This window comes from Methylobacterium sp. J-092 (genome assembly GCF_022829325.1).
In the GTDB taxonomy this organism is placed as follows: domain Bacteria; phylum Pseudomonadota; class Alphaproteobacteria; order Rhizobiales; family Beijerinckiaceae; genus Methylobacterium.
This window is the reverse complement of the sequence record NZ_JAKSXU010000029.1, coordinates 1-15,569: the sequence shown is the minus strand read 5'-3', so window position 1 is coordinate 15,569 and position 15,569 is coordinate 1. Positions and strand designations below refer to the sequence as shown.

The following is a 15,569-nucleotide window of genomic DNA, read 5'->3' as shown; positions in this document are numbered from 1 at the left end:
GGCACTTGGTTAGAGGCCCGTCACCGCGACAGGTGCCGCGGTGTGCCGGAACGAGGCGCTAAGCGGCCTCAGGCCGTCTCGGTGGCCTTCTTCCGACCGCGTGCCTTAGGGGCTGCCTCGGAGGCTTTAGCGGCCTTCGGCTTGCCCTTGGCGGACTTGGGCGCGTCAGACACCGTCTCGTCGGCCTCAGCGGCCTTGGGAGCTGCCTTGCGCCGCTGCTGGCCGAGGCCGAGAGACCGAGCAAGCTCGGATCGTTGAGCGGAGTAGCTTGCCGCGGTCGACGGGTAGTCCGACGGCAGGCCGTAGCGCGCGCGGTAGGTCTCCATCGTCAGGCCGGCCACGGTCAGGTGACGCTTCAGCGTCTTGTAGCGCTTCCCGTCGAGGAACGAGATCAGTGCGTCCGGCGTGATCGACTTCTTGATCTGAGCCGGCGTCGGCTTCTCCGGGCCAGCATCCTCGGCGGGGGGTCCATTGGCAAGGCCCTTAAAAGCCGCGTGCACGGAAGCGATCACATTCGGCAGTTCGGACACCGGCACGTTGTTGTTCGACACGTAGGCCGCGACGAGGTCGGCAGCGAGTTCCACAAAGTTGTTGGTCTGAGCTTCGGTTTGTTCGTCCACGACGATCCCTTTCATAAAGAGGATTTATCGCTCTACCGAACAAGGTGGACCGTCAAGACATATCCGTGAACAGCACACTACGTAATGCTGCAACACAGATGGAAATTTGTCGCTGTGCTTCGACATGAGGCTTAGCAGACGCAGAGAAGCCCCAGAGCGCTGAGTGGCGGGGCTTCACACACAGCGCCTGCGCTCTGCACTTGCGAGCTTTCGTCGCCGGCTCTCGATACGATGCGAAATCAGGCCGCTCGATGGGACGCCCCAGCTCACTCTTCCCCGAAACCATATCCACAGAGCATGCGTACAAGTCACGGCAGGCTCGCGCGATCTTGCGGGGGGGGGCGCCTTGATCTGGAACGGCGATCGGCAGATCTCAGGCCGGTAGCGTACACACAGGACAACCTAAGTGACCGATAAGAACCAGGGGCACAACCCCGAAATGATCGCTATGGCCGGCGACATCGTTGCTGCCTACGTGGCGAACAACTCCATTCCGGTCCTTGAGCTTCCGAGGCTGATTGGAAGCGTGCACGCGGCTCTGGCAGGTCTCTACAGCGGTTCTGGGGCTGCAAGCACCGACACCGTGGCTGAGAAGGCCGAGCAGCCGACGCCGGCCCAAATCAAGAAATCGGTGACGCCGGACGCGCTGATCAGCTTTGTCGATGGCAAGCGCTACAAGACGCTGAAGCGCCATCTGAGCAAGCACGGCCTCGATCCCCACAGCTACCGCGTCAAGTTCGGCCTGCCCTCTGACTACCCGATGGTGTCTCCCTCGTACTCCGAAGCCCGCTCTGCCCTTGCCAAGAACATCGGCCTCGGCCGCCCTGGCCGGGCTGCCGCCTGAGGGTCAACAGGAGCCCGCCTCTTCGCAGCGGCGGGCTCCCTAGGCCTCAACCAGCCCCATAGCCACCCTTGGCGTTACCGGAGCCGGTCGACGGCGGCGCTCCATCGTAGCCGCTGCTCTCAGGCGCGCGGTCCGACTTCGGATCGGGAAGCCCGGGCGAGGTTGGGCCGGAGCTGTCGGCCGGCGGCGGGGGTGCCTTCGAGGGATCGAGCGGATGGCCCGGCGGCAGGGTGCCGGCGGCCTCAGTCTTCGGGTGCGGGCGTCCTATGGAACGTCGAGGCCGTAGCTGTCTTGAACATCGGCATCGTACGCGAGCGGCATATGCGCTGGAGCTGAATGACAATCGTCGAGTGGATCAAGGCGTTTGCGCACGACATCTCGGTCGGCATCGTGGTCACGGATGCGGCGATCGAACGTCCGGGCCCGATCATCCTCTACGCCAATCCCGCGTTCGGGCAGCTAGTCGGCCGAGACCCGGCCGAGATCGTCGGGCAGAGTCCGCGCTTCATGCAAGGCAAGGAGACGCGCCGGGAGACGCTTGACGCCTTCCACCGCACGCTATCCTCAGGCGAGCGGTTTCACGGCTACGTCACCAACTACCGCGGCGACGGAGCCAAGTACCGGGCCGAGATCGACTGCCGGCCGTTGCGGGATGCCGAGGGCGGTATTCAGGCCTTCATCTCATTCGAGCGTGAGGTCGTGCGGCGGGTCGGCCGCCCGGCTGTGAGCAGTGGCGGGCGCTACGATCCTAGCTCAATAAGTAACGACTTGTTACCTGGCGCCCTGCGGGGCCTCGCCGTTTTCGCGGCTATATCCAGCGAGTAACTCGCAATCAAATCAATTTATAATTTTGTCCTTGCGTGCCTTGAGGGCTATTCCAGAATTTGATCTTTTGATAGATTTCACTGCCGATCACTTGTTTGGCATATTAAGTTTTAATTAAGCAATTACATCCAGATTTAGACAGTAAGAGTGGCCTTCTAGATAGGCTTCCCTGTTCATACATCCCCCCGCTCTCGCCCGAGATTGTGCACATCCGTGCGCTGCCTCAGGCGTGCGGTAGCGGGGCATCAATCTGACCAGCCCCTTACGATTAGAGCCTTGCCACATGCGCCCGAACCTGTCCCTTAAGGCCGCGCTGTCTGCAGCCTTCGGCCTTCTCGCGCTGATCTGTGCGGGACAAGGCGTTCTTTCCGTCCTCAAGCTGACCGGTATTCGTCACAGCGTCACGCAGGTCGCAACCAAATGGCTGCCTTCCATTGTCGCCGTCAACGCGATCGGGAGCGCGGCATCCGAGGTCCGGATCAAGCAGCTGCGTCTCCTCACGCTCTCCGATACGGCCTCTCGTCTCGCTGCAAACGAAGCCCAGCTCGCCGCTACCCATGCCAAGCTCGCGAGCGCGCGCAAGACTTACGAGGCACTGATCTCCTCCGCCGAGGAGAAGTCCTTGTATGAGGCATTCTCCGCCACCTGGACCCGATTCGAGCACGCTGATAGCGAGATGCGCCGCTTGATGGAGGCGGGACAGCAGGCCGCCGCACTCACTCTGATGAGCGGCCCTGATGCGGTGCACCTTTACGACGAAGCGCGTACAACACTCTTGCGCGATGTTGCCCTCAACGAAGGGGGCGGCCGACGCGACGCAGATATTGCAACGACCGAGACCGATGCTGCCACCCTGGCCGCCTACGTTGCCGCGGCCCTGGCGCTAGCCACGGCGTGCGCGGCCACCGCATTTGGCCTACTCTACGTGTCACGGCCGATCCAAGCAATGACGGGCACGATGTCCGTGCTGGCAGCCGGCGACGCCACGGCCGAGGTGCCGTACCGCGCCCGCCGCGATGAAATCGGTGCGATGGCGGCCGCGGTGCAGGTGTTCAAGGACAACCTGATCCGCACCCGCCAGTTGGAGGCAGATACGGCGCAGGCACGTCTTGCAGCCGAGGAGCAGCGTAGAGCCGGTATGCGTCAGATGGCCGACGGCTTTGAAGCGGCGGTTGGCGGGATCATCGGCATGGTCTCGTCGTCGGCGACCGAGCTGCAGGCGACAGCCCAGACGATGACGGCAACGGCGACCGTGACGGCGACCCAGTCCACGACCGTGGCCGCTGCCGCCGAGGAGGCCGCCACCAACGTCAACACCGTCGCCGCGGCGGCCGAGGAGCTTGGCTCATCGGTGCAGGAGATCGGACGTCAGGTCGATGGCTCTGCAGCCCTGGCACAGCAAGCCGTCGCCGAGGCCGATCAAACCGGCGCTTTGGTGCAGGAGTTGAGCACGGCGGTCTCCCGCATCGGCGACGTGGTCGGCATGATCTCCACCATCGCCGGACAGACCAACCTGCTGGCGCTGAATGCTACCATCGAGGCGGCGCGCGCCGGTGAAGCGGGACGAGGCTTCGCGGTGGTCGCTGCAGAGGTCAAGGAGCTTGCCTCACAAACGGCACGGGCGACCGACGAGATCTCAGGGCAGATCGCACGCATCCAGGCGTCCACGGGTCAAGCTGTCACGGCGATCGGCGGCATTACCGCCCGGATCCAGGAGATCAGCGGGGTAACAACGTCCATTGCGGCCGCCGTTGAGCAGCAGGGCGCGGCGACACAGGAGATCGTGCGCAACGTCAGCCAGGCGGCGATGGGCACGGGCGAGGTGACCAGCAACATTGCCGGCGTGGCGGGCGCTGCCGAGGAGACCGGGGCCGCTGCCAGTCAGGTCCTCGGCGCGGCCTCGGAGCTGTCGCGCCAATCAGAGCACCTTGCAGCCGAGGTCGGACGCTTCCTCGCCACTGTCCGGGCGGCTTGAGCTTATCATGGCCGAGGTTCGACTGCTGTCCCGCCGTGTTGACCAAGCGGGTGCTGAGCGGCTGGCGGCGGCGCTGGAGCAGGTCCTCACTGCCAACGCCGATCCAGGGCCACGCTGGCCTCAGATCCGATCACTCGGAGGCTCGCTGCGGCAGCTGAGCCGGGATCTAGAGCAGGAAATCGACCGTCTGGCCGTCGCACCTGGCAGCTCGACGCCGGAGATCGAAGCTCTTCACCACAGCTTGTACCGCCTGGCTGACACCTTCTCGCGGCTGAGCTTGCTCGCCGAAGACTATCCATCCTGAACACATCGTCCGGTCCGGACCGCATCACAGTCCCACCAAACCCGCCGGAAAACGATCATGGACGTCCTCCTCGTAGATGACAGCAAGGTGATGTTGTTGCGCCTCCGACAATTCCTGGAGGCCAAAGACGGCATCATCGTCACTGCCTGCAGCGACCCGCTCGCGGCGTTGGTCGAGGCCCGGACCTGCGCCTTCGACCTTGTGTTGGTTGACCAGCACATGCCCGAGCTGGACGGGATCACCTTCATCCGTGAGATCCGCGCCATACCGCACTACGCGCAGGTACCAGTCGCCATGATCACCAGCGATGTGTGCGATACGGTCAGGCTCAGCGCGCTGGAGGCGGGCGCCACCGACTTCCTCGACAAGCGAGCGAAGGGGATCGAGCTGAATGTGCGGGTGCGCAACCTCGTCCGACTGGCGAAGGCGGTGCGGCATCTCGACGAGCAGGCGACGACACTGGCCGGCGAGATCGAGCAAGCGACGCGACGGCTGCGCGAGCGGGAGGCCGAAATCATCTTCCGCCTCGCCCTGGCGGTCGAGTATCGCGACAACGACACCGGCGACCATACCTGGCGCGTGGCTCGCTACAGCCAGATTATCGCTGAGGCGATGGGGCTGACGGAGGATTACTGCCAACGGCTGTACCTCGCCGCCCCCCTTCACGACGTGGGCAAGGTCGCCGTACCCGACGGGATCCTACTGAAGAAGGGACGGCTCGACGAGGCCGAGTTCGCCGTCATCCGCACCCATTCGATGGTCGGCAAGCGGATCTTGGGCGGCAGCGGATCGGAGCTGATCTGCTTGGCCGCGGAGATCGCAGAGGCTCACCACGAGAAGTGGGATGGCAGCGGCTACCCGCACGGCCTGGCTGGCGAGGCTATCCCGTTATCGGCACGGATCGTCGCCGTGGCGGATGTGTTCGACGCCTTGACCTCGGTGCGACCGTACAGGGCGGCCATGGCGGTCGAGGAAGCGCTGGGCTGTATCCAGGCCGACAGTGGCCGCCATTTCGACCCGGCCTGTGTCGAGGCCTTCGCGTCAGCTTGGGACGCGGTACTGGCGGTCCGTGAGACGGCGGTCGGATCGCGCCTGGAAGCGCTAGCCCGGACTACCGAGCCGTGGGCGCGCGTGCCGGAATTGCGCCGCGAGGTCGCCGAGAGCGTCAGATAGCCCACCGACGTTCCATTCAAGACGCGATCTGATCGGAAACAGCCATGGGCGAGCTTCTGCTGATCACGGATGACCTGCGTCGTGCTCAAAGGCTCACACGCGATCTTGGGACCGCGACCGGCGGGGCCATCCATGACTTGTACGGCGATACGCTGCCGGTATCACGCCCCAGACTGATCGTCAGCGACGTCGAGGCACTCACCTCCGATGCCATCGTTCGCCTACGCCGAGTCCTGGAACAGGTGCGCGACGAAGGGGTGCCGTACCTGTTCCTCGTCCATGGCAATGTAGCCCGTGCCGAGGCTCATGCCCAGGTTCTGGATGCGAATGGCACGCTCAGCGCCAAGGCAAGCGTGAAGCAGCTACTAGCCACATTGGGCCACATCCAGGTTCAGATGCGGCCGATCCCGGCTGCTGTGCGGGAGCGGGCTGTCAAAGCGCGGCAATTCCTCCGGCAGGTCCTCTTATCCGGCAGACCGATCACGCCCGCCGGCGCCGAGATCGGCACCGACCTCGTCGTGCGTGCCGTCAGTGAGAGCGGCATCTACGATTGGATCCGAGCGGTCCAACAGTTCGACGATGCCACGCACCAGCACTGCCTGCTCGTGGCGTCGCTGGCTGCCGCCTTCTCGGCCGCGCTCGGTCTACGCGAGGCAGACCGCCATCGCCTGACGAAGGCCGCCCTGCTGCATGATGTCGGCAAGATCCACGTTCCAACCGAGATCCTGAACAAACCGGGCAAGCTCACCGAGGCGGAGACGGCGGTGATGCGCACGCATCCAGCGCGCGGTCACGCCATGCTCGCGGGCCAGGGGTTTGAAGACACGATGCTAGCGGCTGTGCGGTCGCACCACGAGCTGCTTGATGGCACCGGCTACCCGGATCGGCTCAAGGGTCGGGAGATCCCCGATCTCGTGCGGTTGGTTACCGTCTGCGACATCTACGGGGCCCTCGTCGAACGACGTCCTTACAGACCTCCGATGGCCGGTCAGCAGGCCTACGCTATCCTGAAGGGTATGGAAGGTCACCTCGATGTCGACCTCGTGCACGCCTTCCATCCTGTAGCCGTGGCATTCGATGCCTCCGTACCGAACGTGGAGTGAGGCTGCGGGACAGGAATGAAACGGCACTCCGGCCAATATCCTGCCTCTGGAGCACGTCGAGGGCATCGACTGGCGTTCGCCCCGCCTGCAGCCCTGGACGGCCTGCTGCGGCGTTTATCGGGTCGGACCGGTGCTCACCTACGTCGGCGCCTTGACTGCCTCCTGCGCCCTCCTATTCGGTCAGCGCCAGGGAGATGGCGGCGCAACGGTTGTCGGTCTCTCGACTGCCGTTCCGACGCATGTCGAGGTCCCGCTGCCGCTTTGGGATTGGTCCACGTCGGACGTTATAGGCCTACGTAATGGAGCAGGGCATTCGACTAGCCCCTCACCATCCCGATTGCCCGACCAGCCTCGAGTGCACGATCTGCCCGGCGAACCTCTCCCGCGAGAAGCTGGACCTGCTCGATCGCCTCTATCCCAAGGATGCTGCCTTCGTCCGTCAGGCCGCCCGTCATTCGCTCAGCCTCGCCGCAGCCAAGGCCAACGAGATCCTGGCCGTGCTTGACGGCACCGGCTTTGCGGCTCGGGAGCTGCGCCGATGATCCCCACCGAACTAACTTCTCACAACGGGAGGGCCGTCAAGCTCGATCCGCAGCGTAGCATGTGATTATGTGGATCATACGCTCTACTGCTGAGGTCGACCGTACCGAGGCGCCTCAATGCTTCACGCCTACGGCGCGTCGTCGATCATATGGTGATGACAACGCGCGCATACGGCGAGGCTGCAGTTCGGAAACGTCCAAGAGGACTTTTGCCCCCTGAATGGCAGAAAGGGTTACAGCACTGGCACCCTGCCACCGGGCATCATACTCCAGGATATCCAACTGCTCGATCATGGCCCGGACCGCGAGGTCGCCTTGCCCAGTTGGAAATTTGCTCAGCAAATCGATCAATGTGTCCATGTGCGGGCACGAGGCAGGCGGGGGACCACTCAGCGCCATATTGATCGTCCTGTACCGCACCACGAGCGCAGATATTTGCCCGAATGCTCAGGGTTGGGCGCTATCATTTGATGCTCTGCGTACCATGTTCTCCGCATCGCTGAGACATCTCGCCTACCACCCAAGCCCAAGCGCCCGCGTATCCTCACTCGGGGCAGCCGTCCGCAGATGCTCGATCACCACTTCCCGCGACGCGAGTGCTTCAGAGCGCAGCTTGGTCGTCGCAGCACCCCGCTTGGCGAGCGCTTCCGCGAACGCGACCGAGGCTTCGACCGCCGCTGCGATCGCCATGTCGAGGCCCGGCCAGACGACGACACGGCGTTTCACGCTCGCTGCCGTACTCGATGCGGCCGAAGCCACCACATCGTGCATCCCCAGCGTGCCGGTTTTTACGGCTATCACCCACGGCTTTACGACGGTAGCCGGGAGCGGAGGCAGATCAGCCCCGTCCAGAATTCCAGCCATCCTGCGTCCCTGCTCCTCGCCGATCGCGATGAACTCCGCGCCCGCGTGCAGGATACTGCCACGCTTACAGCTACGAGCAACAGGGACACACCTATGACCCCGCGCGAGCAAGCCGCCTTCACCGCTGGCATCCAAGCTGATCCTCACCGATCGGCCGCCCGGCGTCGGATCCGACATCCACGTCGAGGACTGGCAAGCCTGGGTCGCCGATGGCCTCGGCATCGTCACCAATGGCGTGCTCGGCGTCACCGGACCGGTGCTGACGGCAGACGAGTGGGCAGCGCGGTTCGTCACAAAGCAGTGATCCGTAGCCCTCAGGTGTCCGACGATAGGTTGCCACGCCTGCGATACGCAAGATCTTAACAATCTGGCCTTAAGTTCGTACGTAGGAACAACTTTCGGTTCTCATTGTGCAACCACCTCCTATCCTCATCGGCGAAGATGCACGTGTTGCGGCGCTAGCCGAATACGACTTGCTCGGTTCAGCCCCGATGCCTGGCTTCACGCAGATTGTCGCTCTAGCTGCGCGGTTGTTCGAGGTGCCGACTGCTTTCGTCTCCCTACTCGATCGTGACCGACAGGTGTTTCACGCCAAGGTCGGCCTCAGCCTGTGCGAGACCAACCGGGAGGTCGCGTTCTGCTCGCATACCATCATGCAGACCGAGGCTCTCGTCGTGCTCGACGCCACCCTCGATCCACGCTTCCACGACAACCCGCTCGTCACAGGGCCGCCGCATATCCGCTTCTACGTCGGCATTCCGCTGCGATCGCCTTCCGGTCATGCCGTTGGCACGCTTTGTCTAGCGGACTCGCGGTCGCGCAACGCCTTCTCTGACATTGATCGGCAGACGTTGCAGCAGCTCGCAAACCTCACCCTCGATCGCATGGAGCTGCGTCGGCTGGAGGTTGCGCATCGAGCAAGCCAATCGCGTTTCGAGCAGATCGCATCGACCTCCCCGGACGGCATCATCTGTGCCGACGCCAGTGGTCACATTACCTTCTGGAATGCTGCCGCCGAACAAATATTTGGTCATGAGAGCGCGGAGGCGGTCGGACAGTCGATCGACCTGATCGTCCCCGAGCGCATGCGCGGGGGGCATGGTGGCGGCCTCCATCGGGTTGCCAACGGGGGCAAACCTAGGCTCGTTGGCAAGACTATCGAGCTGCCGGCCCGCCATAAGGACGGGACTGAATTCCCGATCGAGCTATCGCTGTCTAAGTGGCAGGAGGAGGGGCGAGCCGCTTTCGGTTCGATCGTGCGTGATATCCGTGAGCGACGCGCCAACGAAGAGCGCTTGTTCCGCCTCGCACATCTCGATCCGCTGACCGAACTGCCCAACCGCGCCGTCCTGCGCGAGCGGCTGGATGAAATCGCCATTGCGGGCCGACCTGTATCCGTGCTGATGCTCGATTTGGACGGCTTCAAGGAGGTCAACGACAGCTACGGCCATGGTGCCGGCGACTCTGTCCTCAGAGTGATGGCGACCCGTATCCTCGCCTGTGTCCGTCCGATCGACACGGTTTCCCGGCTTGGCGGCGACGAGTTCGTTGTCCTCCTACCCGATATCGGCGATCCGCTCCGCGCTGCCGAGGTGGCGAGTTCCATCATCGCAGCTGTCGCCGAACCGTTCGAGTATGACGGGCAGACACTCAGATTGAGCGCCAGCCTTGGCATTGCCATAGCACCTTCGCACGGCGACAACGCCGGAGAACTCCTCGGGTGTGCGGATCTCGCGCTGTACCAAGCCAAAGGCGACGGCCGGCATTGCCATCGGCTGTTCAGCCCGGTCCTACGACACCAGGCGCAGCGTGCTCGTGTTTGCCGGGACGAGTTGGGTCGGGCGGTCGAGCGTGCTGAGTTTGTCCTGTTCTACCAGCCGCAAGTGCGCCTGAGCGATGGCGCACTTGTCGGAGCGGAAGCGTTGATCCGTTGGCAGCATCCTGACCGCGGCCTGCTTGCACCAGCTGCGTTCATCGACGTGCTCGACAGCAGTCGCTACGCTGCTCAGGTCGGCGATTGGGTCCTGCGTACGGCTTGTACCCAGGCAGAAGCATGGCGTTCCGCGGGAGCACCGGACTTCCGTATGGGGGTCAACCTGTGCAGCGCTCAGTTTCAAAGGGGCGACCTCTCCGAGACGGTCCGCGCTATCTTGAGCGACACCAGCCTGCCCGCCTCCTCCCTGGAGCTGGAGATCACAGAGAACATCGTGCTGCGTCAGGAGATCGAACTGATCGCAACATTGCACAGCCTCCGCGAGACCGGGGTCGGCATCGCGTTCGACGACTATGGGACGGGCTACGCCTCCCTCAGCCTTCTGAAGCGCTTTCCACTTACGCGGCTGAAGATCGACCGCTCGTTCGTGACCGGTATGCTCGCCTCGCATCACGACGTGACGATCGTCCGTGCGATCCTGCAGCTTGGGCTCGGGTTCGGGCTGTCGGTAATAGCCGAGGGCATCGAGACCGAGGCCGAGCATGCCTGCCTGCGCACTGAGGGCTGCCAGGAGGGTCAAGGCTACCTGTTCGGCAAGCCGATGCCAGCTGACTCGTTCGCGGCCAGCTATGGCCTGGGCGCAGGTACTGGGCGGACGCCGGCTACGCTGCTTGGAGCAGCTTAGGCGATAAGCAAGCACCGTCCGCGGATCGCGGTGCGCTGAGACCTCCACGATGCGGACCAGATTGCCTCCGTGGGGTTCCGTGCGTTGTAGGAATGGCAGGGGATCAACTACAGGTAGGGGGATGTATGGCCTAAACAGATATGCTCGGTGAGCGGCAATTCGTCGTTCACGAGGAACTCATGCCGTGTGCATGGCACAAACAGCGGAACGGAGGCGAGTTCTGCTTCGGAATCTTGCCCAGCATGCGGGACCGGCGCGTGCCAAGCTATGTTTGGATCTGATCACTGCTGCACGCCTCCTGGGGACCGATCCGATTGTTATCGAGGCCATCGAACAAGGTGCCGATAGCGACCTCTCGCTTGAAGCTGCGACCGGCTTGGCGCAGGGGCTTGGTTTGACGGATCTGGGGCTGCCCCGGTCAAAACCATCGGGATCGATCTAACAGGCACTTGATGAAACCGAGTGCTCTCGACCTGCGTAGGCCGACCTATGAGCATCTCGAACGATCCTCCCTCGGACTATCACCAACGCTTGGCATCGCAGGTGCGCGCTGCTCGTCTGCGATGCGCCTACTCCGTCGAGGCCTTGGCCGAACTCGCCAGCATCGATCCTTTGGTGATCGTTCTCGTCGAATAGTGCGACCTCAGCGAGATGATACCCTCTATCGCGAGGGCGTCCTCCACACGCTCAGATTGGGTGCTCTGGCAGGTCGCTGAGGCGCTAGATTGCGGCCGCCTGCAAGATGACATCTCATTGCCGTTGGCAGGCTGTATGCCGGCATTGGGGCTACAAGTCTCCCGATAAGCGGATGCGGGACGATGAGCAGAGAGATCATTCCATTGCGCCCGAAGGGGGCTGACCAATCGGCTCTCGCTCGGATCGATGTCGCCGCCGTAGCGCTCCTGGCCGGGGGCCAAGCTACGAGCCTGCAGGCAGCGCGGGCTGAGGTGATCCTCGCGGACCTGCGACTACGGCGGGATGAAATGAAGGCGCTGCTCTCCGATTTGCGTAGCCGGGAAACGAGTAGGCTACCTCATATCGATGTTGCGAACGCCAATCTCATCGTCGCGATCGTTCAAGGGGTGGTGCAGATCGACTTGTTCATCGCGCAGGTCCGTGGCCTCATAGAGACAACCGAGCAACAGGGTACTCTGCTGCTTGGCGAGTCGGGGCAGGCGCTGAAAGGCGCCTAGTGCCGATAGCGTTCGGCGAGGGCCATGAGGGCTCCTGCGAGCTCGGTGAGGTTGGCCGAGGCCGCCTCGACCTCGCGGGTGCCGGCGGCGGTCTGCTGGCTCGCCTGGCGGATGTTCTGCAGGGCGCCCATCACCTGCTCGATGCCGAGCTGCTGCTGGTTGGTCGACGCCACGATCTGCTGGAAGGTCTGCACGTTCTCCTCCACCCGCCCGGTGATCTCCTCGATCGTGCGCTGGGTCGTGTCGGAGCGCGCCTTGCCGGTGGCCGCCCGCTTGACCGCCTCCTCCGTCAGCATCACCGAGGTGTTGATGCCGCGCTGGATCTCCGAAAGGATGCCGCGCACCTGCAGGGTGGCCGCCTTGGCCTGGTCGGCCAGAAGCTTCATCTCCGAGGCCACCACCGCGAAGCTCCGCCCGCTCTCCCCGGCCGCCGCCGCCTCGATCGCGGCGTTGAGCGCCAGCAGGTGCGTGCGCTCCGAGATGTCGTTGACCGTCTCGATGATGTCGCCGATCGTCTGGGTCTTCTCCGACAGCGTCACGATGTTGCCGGCCACCGCCTCCGCCTGCTCGCGGATCGCGTCCATCGCCCGCGCCGTGTCGGCCACCGCGCGCAGGCCCTGGCGCGAGGTCTGGGCCGTGGCCTGGGCGGTGGCGATCACCTCGCCGGCCCGCTTCGTGATCTGCGCGCCCGAATGGGTGATCTCGTCCACCGTCGCCGCCGTCTCCTGCACCGCCGCGAACTGCTCCTCCACCGAGGCCGCCTGCTCCTGCGCCGAGGCGCGGATCTCGGCCGCCGCCGCGTTCAGGTCCGAGGTGGCGGTGCGGTTGGTGCGAGCGAGGTCGGCCAGCCCCGCTACCATTGCATTGAGGGTACGCTTCAAGCGACCGATTTCATTGTGGCCGCCGTCCCCGAGCGTCCCGGACAGGTCGCCCTGACCGACATGCTCGACGAAGGTCATCACCCGCCCGAGCGGCCGGACGATCAGCCGGTTGATCCCGATCCCGATCCCGATGCAGATTAGGAGCGTGAGCACGGTCCCGCCCCAGAGTGCGAGGCTCTCGTTGCGCTCGGCCTGCGTGACACGAGCGGCCTGTGCCGCACGAGTCTGTTCTTCCAGATTGTCGATGGCGATGAGCTTGCTGCGCAGGGTGTCGAAGAACTGCTTGCCCCTGCCTTCGGCCTCGATACGCACCCCATCCGGTCGCGTCGTCGGATCCGCAGCCTGACGTATCGCGGTCTCGCCGATGTCGGTTTGCCAAGCGCGCGCTGCCGTCACGGCATCGGCAAACAGACGCGAACGCTCGGCATCGTTGCCGATCAAGGTCCTCAAATGTGTGATCGTCTGGTCCAGGGCCGGCCGCCCCGCGCGGTAGGGCTCCAGGCTGCTCTCGCGCCCGGTGATCAGATAGCCACGTAGGCCGGTCTCTTGGTTGAGCATGGCGGTGCGGAAGGCATCGAGCCCCCGAACCACTTGTGTCGAGCGGTCGAGGGCGTCGGTCGCATCCTGCAGGTGGTTGCGTGTGGCTAAGATCGCCCCGCTGCTGAGGACCGACACCAGCGCGATGACGCCGATCGCACCTCCAAGCGTGCGGTTGAGGCCAAACGTGTTCGGCATGGTCGAGCGTTCCTACGCAGGCCTACGGACGCTGCCTTGCGGCAATCGCCATCGCGAGCGCAGTCAGCCAAATTAGCAGCTAAATCAAGCTCGTGGGGATCTCATAAGACGATGACAGCGATGGGGATGAGTCCCCGCTAGAGCGTTTTCGGTTTAATCTGGTTCGTATCCTGCTGCGGCGAAGAAGTTGGCGCACTCGTCTGGCGTGACGGTATCGACGAGGCGTCCGATGGCCGACCACAATCCCTCGACGGTTCGCTCAGCCGCCTTGCGCAGGAGCGCCTTCAGCTTCGAGAACGCCATCTCGATGGGGTTGAAGTCGGGCGAGTAGGGCGGGAGGAACAAGAGGTGCGCGCCGGCTGCCGCGATGGCGGCACGCACGGCCGGCCCCTTGTGGCTTCCAAGGTTGTCCATGACGACGATGTCGCCGGGGGCGAGTTCGGGCACCAGAACCTGATCGACATAGGCCTGGAAGGCGTCGCGGTTGATCGGCCCATCGAGCACGAACGGGGCGGCGATCCCGGACAGGCGCAGGCCGGCTACCAGGGTCGTGGTCTTCCAGTGACCGTGCGGGATGGGCGAACGCAGCCGCTCGCCGCGGGGAGACCGTCCGCGCAGGCGGGCCATGTTGGTGGAGGTCCAGGTCTCGTCGAGGAACACGAGGCGGGCAGGGTCGAGATCGGGTTGGCCCTCGAACCACGCCTCGCGCGCGGCCTTCACGTCCGGGCGATTTTGCTCGGCGGCGTAGCTGTCTTTTTTTGTACGTGAGCTCGCGTGCGTCGAGGAAGCTCCACAGGGTGCCCAGACCGACCGTCAGATCGTGCTCATCCCGAAGCCGGGCGCGCATCTCCTCCAGGGTGATGTCGTCTCGTCCGTCGATCAGGCCGCGCAGGAACGCCTCGTGCGGATCGAGCTTCGAGCGGCGCGCCCGCCCCTGCGGATGAGCGGCCACCGTCCCGGTCGTCGTGAGCGCGGCCATCCAGCGGATCGAAGTCGCGATGCCGACCCCAAACCGCGCGGCCGCCTGGCGGCGCGAGGTCGTTGCCGCGGCCTTCACCACCCGCTCGCGCAGGTCCTGGCTGTAGGGTCGGCCCATGCTTCGCTCCTTCTCAAAAGCGATCAGTGAATCAGCCCAACAGCTTCGCGTGAACCCCACCTCCCCGATTCAGCGGAGCCCGAAAACGCTCTAACCCGATCTTGCCCGCCTACAGAAACGTGCTCGCCGGGTGCCCTTTGAAGGCGTTCGCCCGCCGGATGTAGCTGACGACCGTACGCGGATCGCGGTGCCCGGACTGATCCATAATGCGGGCAAGATCCGCACCCCGCTCGGCTGCCAAAGTGATGTAGCCGGCCCGCAGGGAGTGCGCCCCGAACGTCGAGGCATCGAGCTTGGCGGCGCGGTAGTCGGTGGTAGTTAGGCGTTCAAAAAACTCACAACTTGGTCTATATTTTTACTATTAATTAACATATATGTTCAAATCTGTAGATAGTATTTGAGAACGTCAACTTGCTTCGAGCGCATTGTAGAAATTGACTAGTCAATTGTAGGTTATCAGTTTTTGAAGGAATTTAGGGGATGCCGATTGATGCCACGCCCGATCCTGATGAAGTCCCCGTTCGGCATATTACAGGTGCTGTCAGTATCGTCTTGAACGGACAGACGGTCGCGCTCAATTTGTTCACGGACCGGATGGCCGTACTTATGGATGGGAGCGTGCAGCCTGATCCCATTGTAGCTGCACGTCTACGCTTTGATCTGGCGATGGCCAGAGAGATCCGCGATCAGCTTGATGCTCATCTTAGTGGTTTGACGACAAGTCCAAGAGGTAGTTTACAGTTGAACTGATGTTTTTGTTGCGGGGCTGCTCAGCTTCAAAAATTCAATGTTGTCG

General features: G+C 63.6%; 15 protein-coding genes. 10 read left to right on the top strand and 5 right to left on the bottom strand.

Going from position 1 to position 15,569, the window contains the following annotated elements; translation table 11 throughout:
- Positions 1-68: 68 nt before the first annotated feature.
- Positions 69-635 carry a MucR family transcriptional regulator gene (locus tag MKK60_RS00675; RefSeq protein WP_243983491.1) on the bottom strand — a complete coding sequence of 189 codons (567 nt, stop codon included), beginning with the start codon at positions 633-635 and terminating at the stop codon, positions 69-71.
- A gap of 391 nt (positions 636-1,026) precedes the next feature.
- On the opposite strand from MKK60_RS00675, the gene MKK60_RS00670 reads away from it, so the two are divergent.
- The 7 genes from MKK60_RS00670 to MKK60_RS00640 all read left to right on the top strand — a co-directional run bounded on the left by MKK60_RS00670 (position 1,027) and on the right by MKK60_RS00640 (position 7,386).
- The gene (locus MKK60_RS00670; RefSeq protein WP_313901105.1) at positions 1,027-1,464 is read left to right on the top strand and encodes a MucR family transcriptional regulator; all 438 of its coding nucleotides are present in this window, start codon (positions 1,027-1,029) and stop codon (positions 1,462-1,464) included.
- A gap of 336 nt (positions 1,465-1,800) precedes the next feature.
- Positions 1,801-2,289 carry a PAS domain-containing protein gene (locus MKK60_RS00665; RefSeq protein ID WP_243983490.1) on the top strand — a complete coding sequence of 163 codons (489 nt, stop codon included), beginning with the start codon at positions 1,801-1,803 and terminating at the stop codon, positions 2,287-2,289.
- A 283-nt stretch (positions 2,290-2,572) separates the two neighbouring features.
- Positions 2,573-4,264: a methyl-accepting chemotaxis protein gene (locus tag MKK60_RS00660; RefSeq protein ID WP_243983489.1), complete on the top strand. Its 1,692-nt coding sequence runs from the start codon at positions 2,573-2,575 to the stop codon at positions 4,262-4,264.
- Between the two features lie 7 nt (positions 4,265-4,271).
- The gene (locus tag MKK60_RS00655; protein ID WP_243983488.1) at positions 4,272-4,568 is read left to right on the top strand and encodes a hypothetical protein; all 297 of its coding nucleotides are present in this window, start codon (positions 4,272-4,274) and stop codon (positions 4,566-4,568) included.
- 57 nt (positions 4,569-4,625) lie between these two features.
- Positions 4,626-5,741 carry an HD domain-containing phosphohydrolase gene (locus MKK60_RS00650; protein ID WP_243983487.1) on the top strand — a complete coding sequence of 372 codons (1,116 nt, stop codon included), beginning with the start codon at positions 4,626-4,628 and terminating at the stop codon, positions 5,739-5,741.
- Between the two features lie 44 nt (positions 5,742-5,785).
- Positions 5,786-6,844, top strand: coding sequence for an HD-GYP domain-containing protein (locus MKK60_RS00645; RefSeq protein ID WP_243983486.1), 1,059 nt, complete (start codon positions 5,786-5,788; stop codon positions 6,842-6,844).
- A 299-nt stretch (positions 6,845-7,143) separates the two neighbouring features.
- Complete coding sequence (locus MKK60_RS00640; protein ID WP_243983485.1) at positions 7,144-7,386, top strand: hypothetical protein; 243 nt, start codon at positions 7,144-7,146, stop codon at positions 7,384-7,386.
- A 114-nt stretch (positions 7,387-7,500) separates the two neighbouring features.
- Here MKK60_RS00640 and MKK60_RS00635 read toward each other — a convergent pair whose 3' ends face one another.
- Positions 7,501-7,746, bottom strand: a complete 246-nt coding sequence (locus MKK60_RS00635; protein ID WP_243983484.1) for a hypothetical protein — start codon at positions 7,744-7,746, stop codon at positions 7,501-7,503.
- A 153-nt stretch (positions 7,747-7,899) separates the two neighbouring features.
- Positions 7,900-8,427 carry a hypothetical protein gene (locus MKK60_RS00630; RefSeq protein ID WP_243983483.1) on the bottom strand — a complete coding sequence of 176 codons (528 nt, stop codon included), beginning with the start codon at positions 8,425-8,427 and terminating at the stop codon, positions 7,900-7,902.
- Between the two features lie 314 nt (positions 8,428-8,741).
- On the opposite strand from MKK60_RS00630, the gene MKK60_RS00625 reads away from it, so the two are divergent.
- Together MKK60_RS00625 and MKK60_RS00620 are read left to right on the top strand one after the other, a co-directional pair.
- Positions 8,742-10,868 (top strand): putative bifunctional diguanylate cyclase/phosphodiesterase, encoded by a 2,127-nt coding sequence (locus MKK60_RS00625; protein WP_243983482.1) that lies wholly within the window; start codon positions 8,742-8,744, stop codon positions 10,866-10,868.
- A gap of 818 nt (positions 10,869-11,686) precedes the next feature.
- A complete protein-coding gene (locus tag MKK60_RS00620; protein WP_243983481.1) occupies positions 11,687-12,061 on the top strand; it encodes a hypothetical protein in 375 nt (124 codons plus the stop codon).
- Here the strand turns inward: MKK60_RS00620 and MKK60_RS00615 are convergent.
- Both MKK60_RS00615 and MKK60_RS00610 read right to left on the bottom strand, forming a co-directional pair.
- Entirely contained in the window at positions 12,058-13,677 is a 1,620-nt protein-coding gene (locus MKK60_RS00615; protein WP_243983480.1) for a methyl-accepting chemotaxis protein, read from the bottom strand. The two genes, MKK60_RS00620 and MKK60_RS00615, sit on opposite strands and share 4 nt — an antisense overlap.
- Positions 13,678-13,830: 153 nt before the next feature.
- Positions 13,831-14,773, bottom strand: a protein-coding gene (locus tag MKK60_RS00610) for an IS630 family transposase (RefSeq protein WP_243983479.1) whose coding sequence is annotated in 2 segments (ribosomal slippage) — positions 13,831-14,428 and positions 14,427-14,773 — 945 coding nt in all. Because the reading frame shifts where the segments join, the coding sequence is not laid out codon by codon here.
- A 480-nt stretch (positions 14,774-15,253) separates the two neighbouring features.
- On the opposite strand from MKK60_RS00610, the gene MKK60_RS00605 reads away from it, so the two are divergent.
- On the top strand, positions 15,254-15,523 hold the full coding sequence (locus MKK60_RS00605) for a hypothetical protein (RefSeq protein ID WP_243983478.1): 270 nt from the start codon (positions 15,254-15,256) through the stop codon (positions 15,521-15,523).
- Positions 15,524-15,569: the final 46 nt, after the last annotated feature.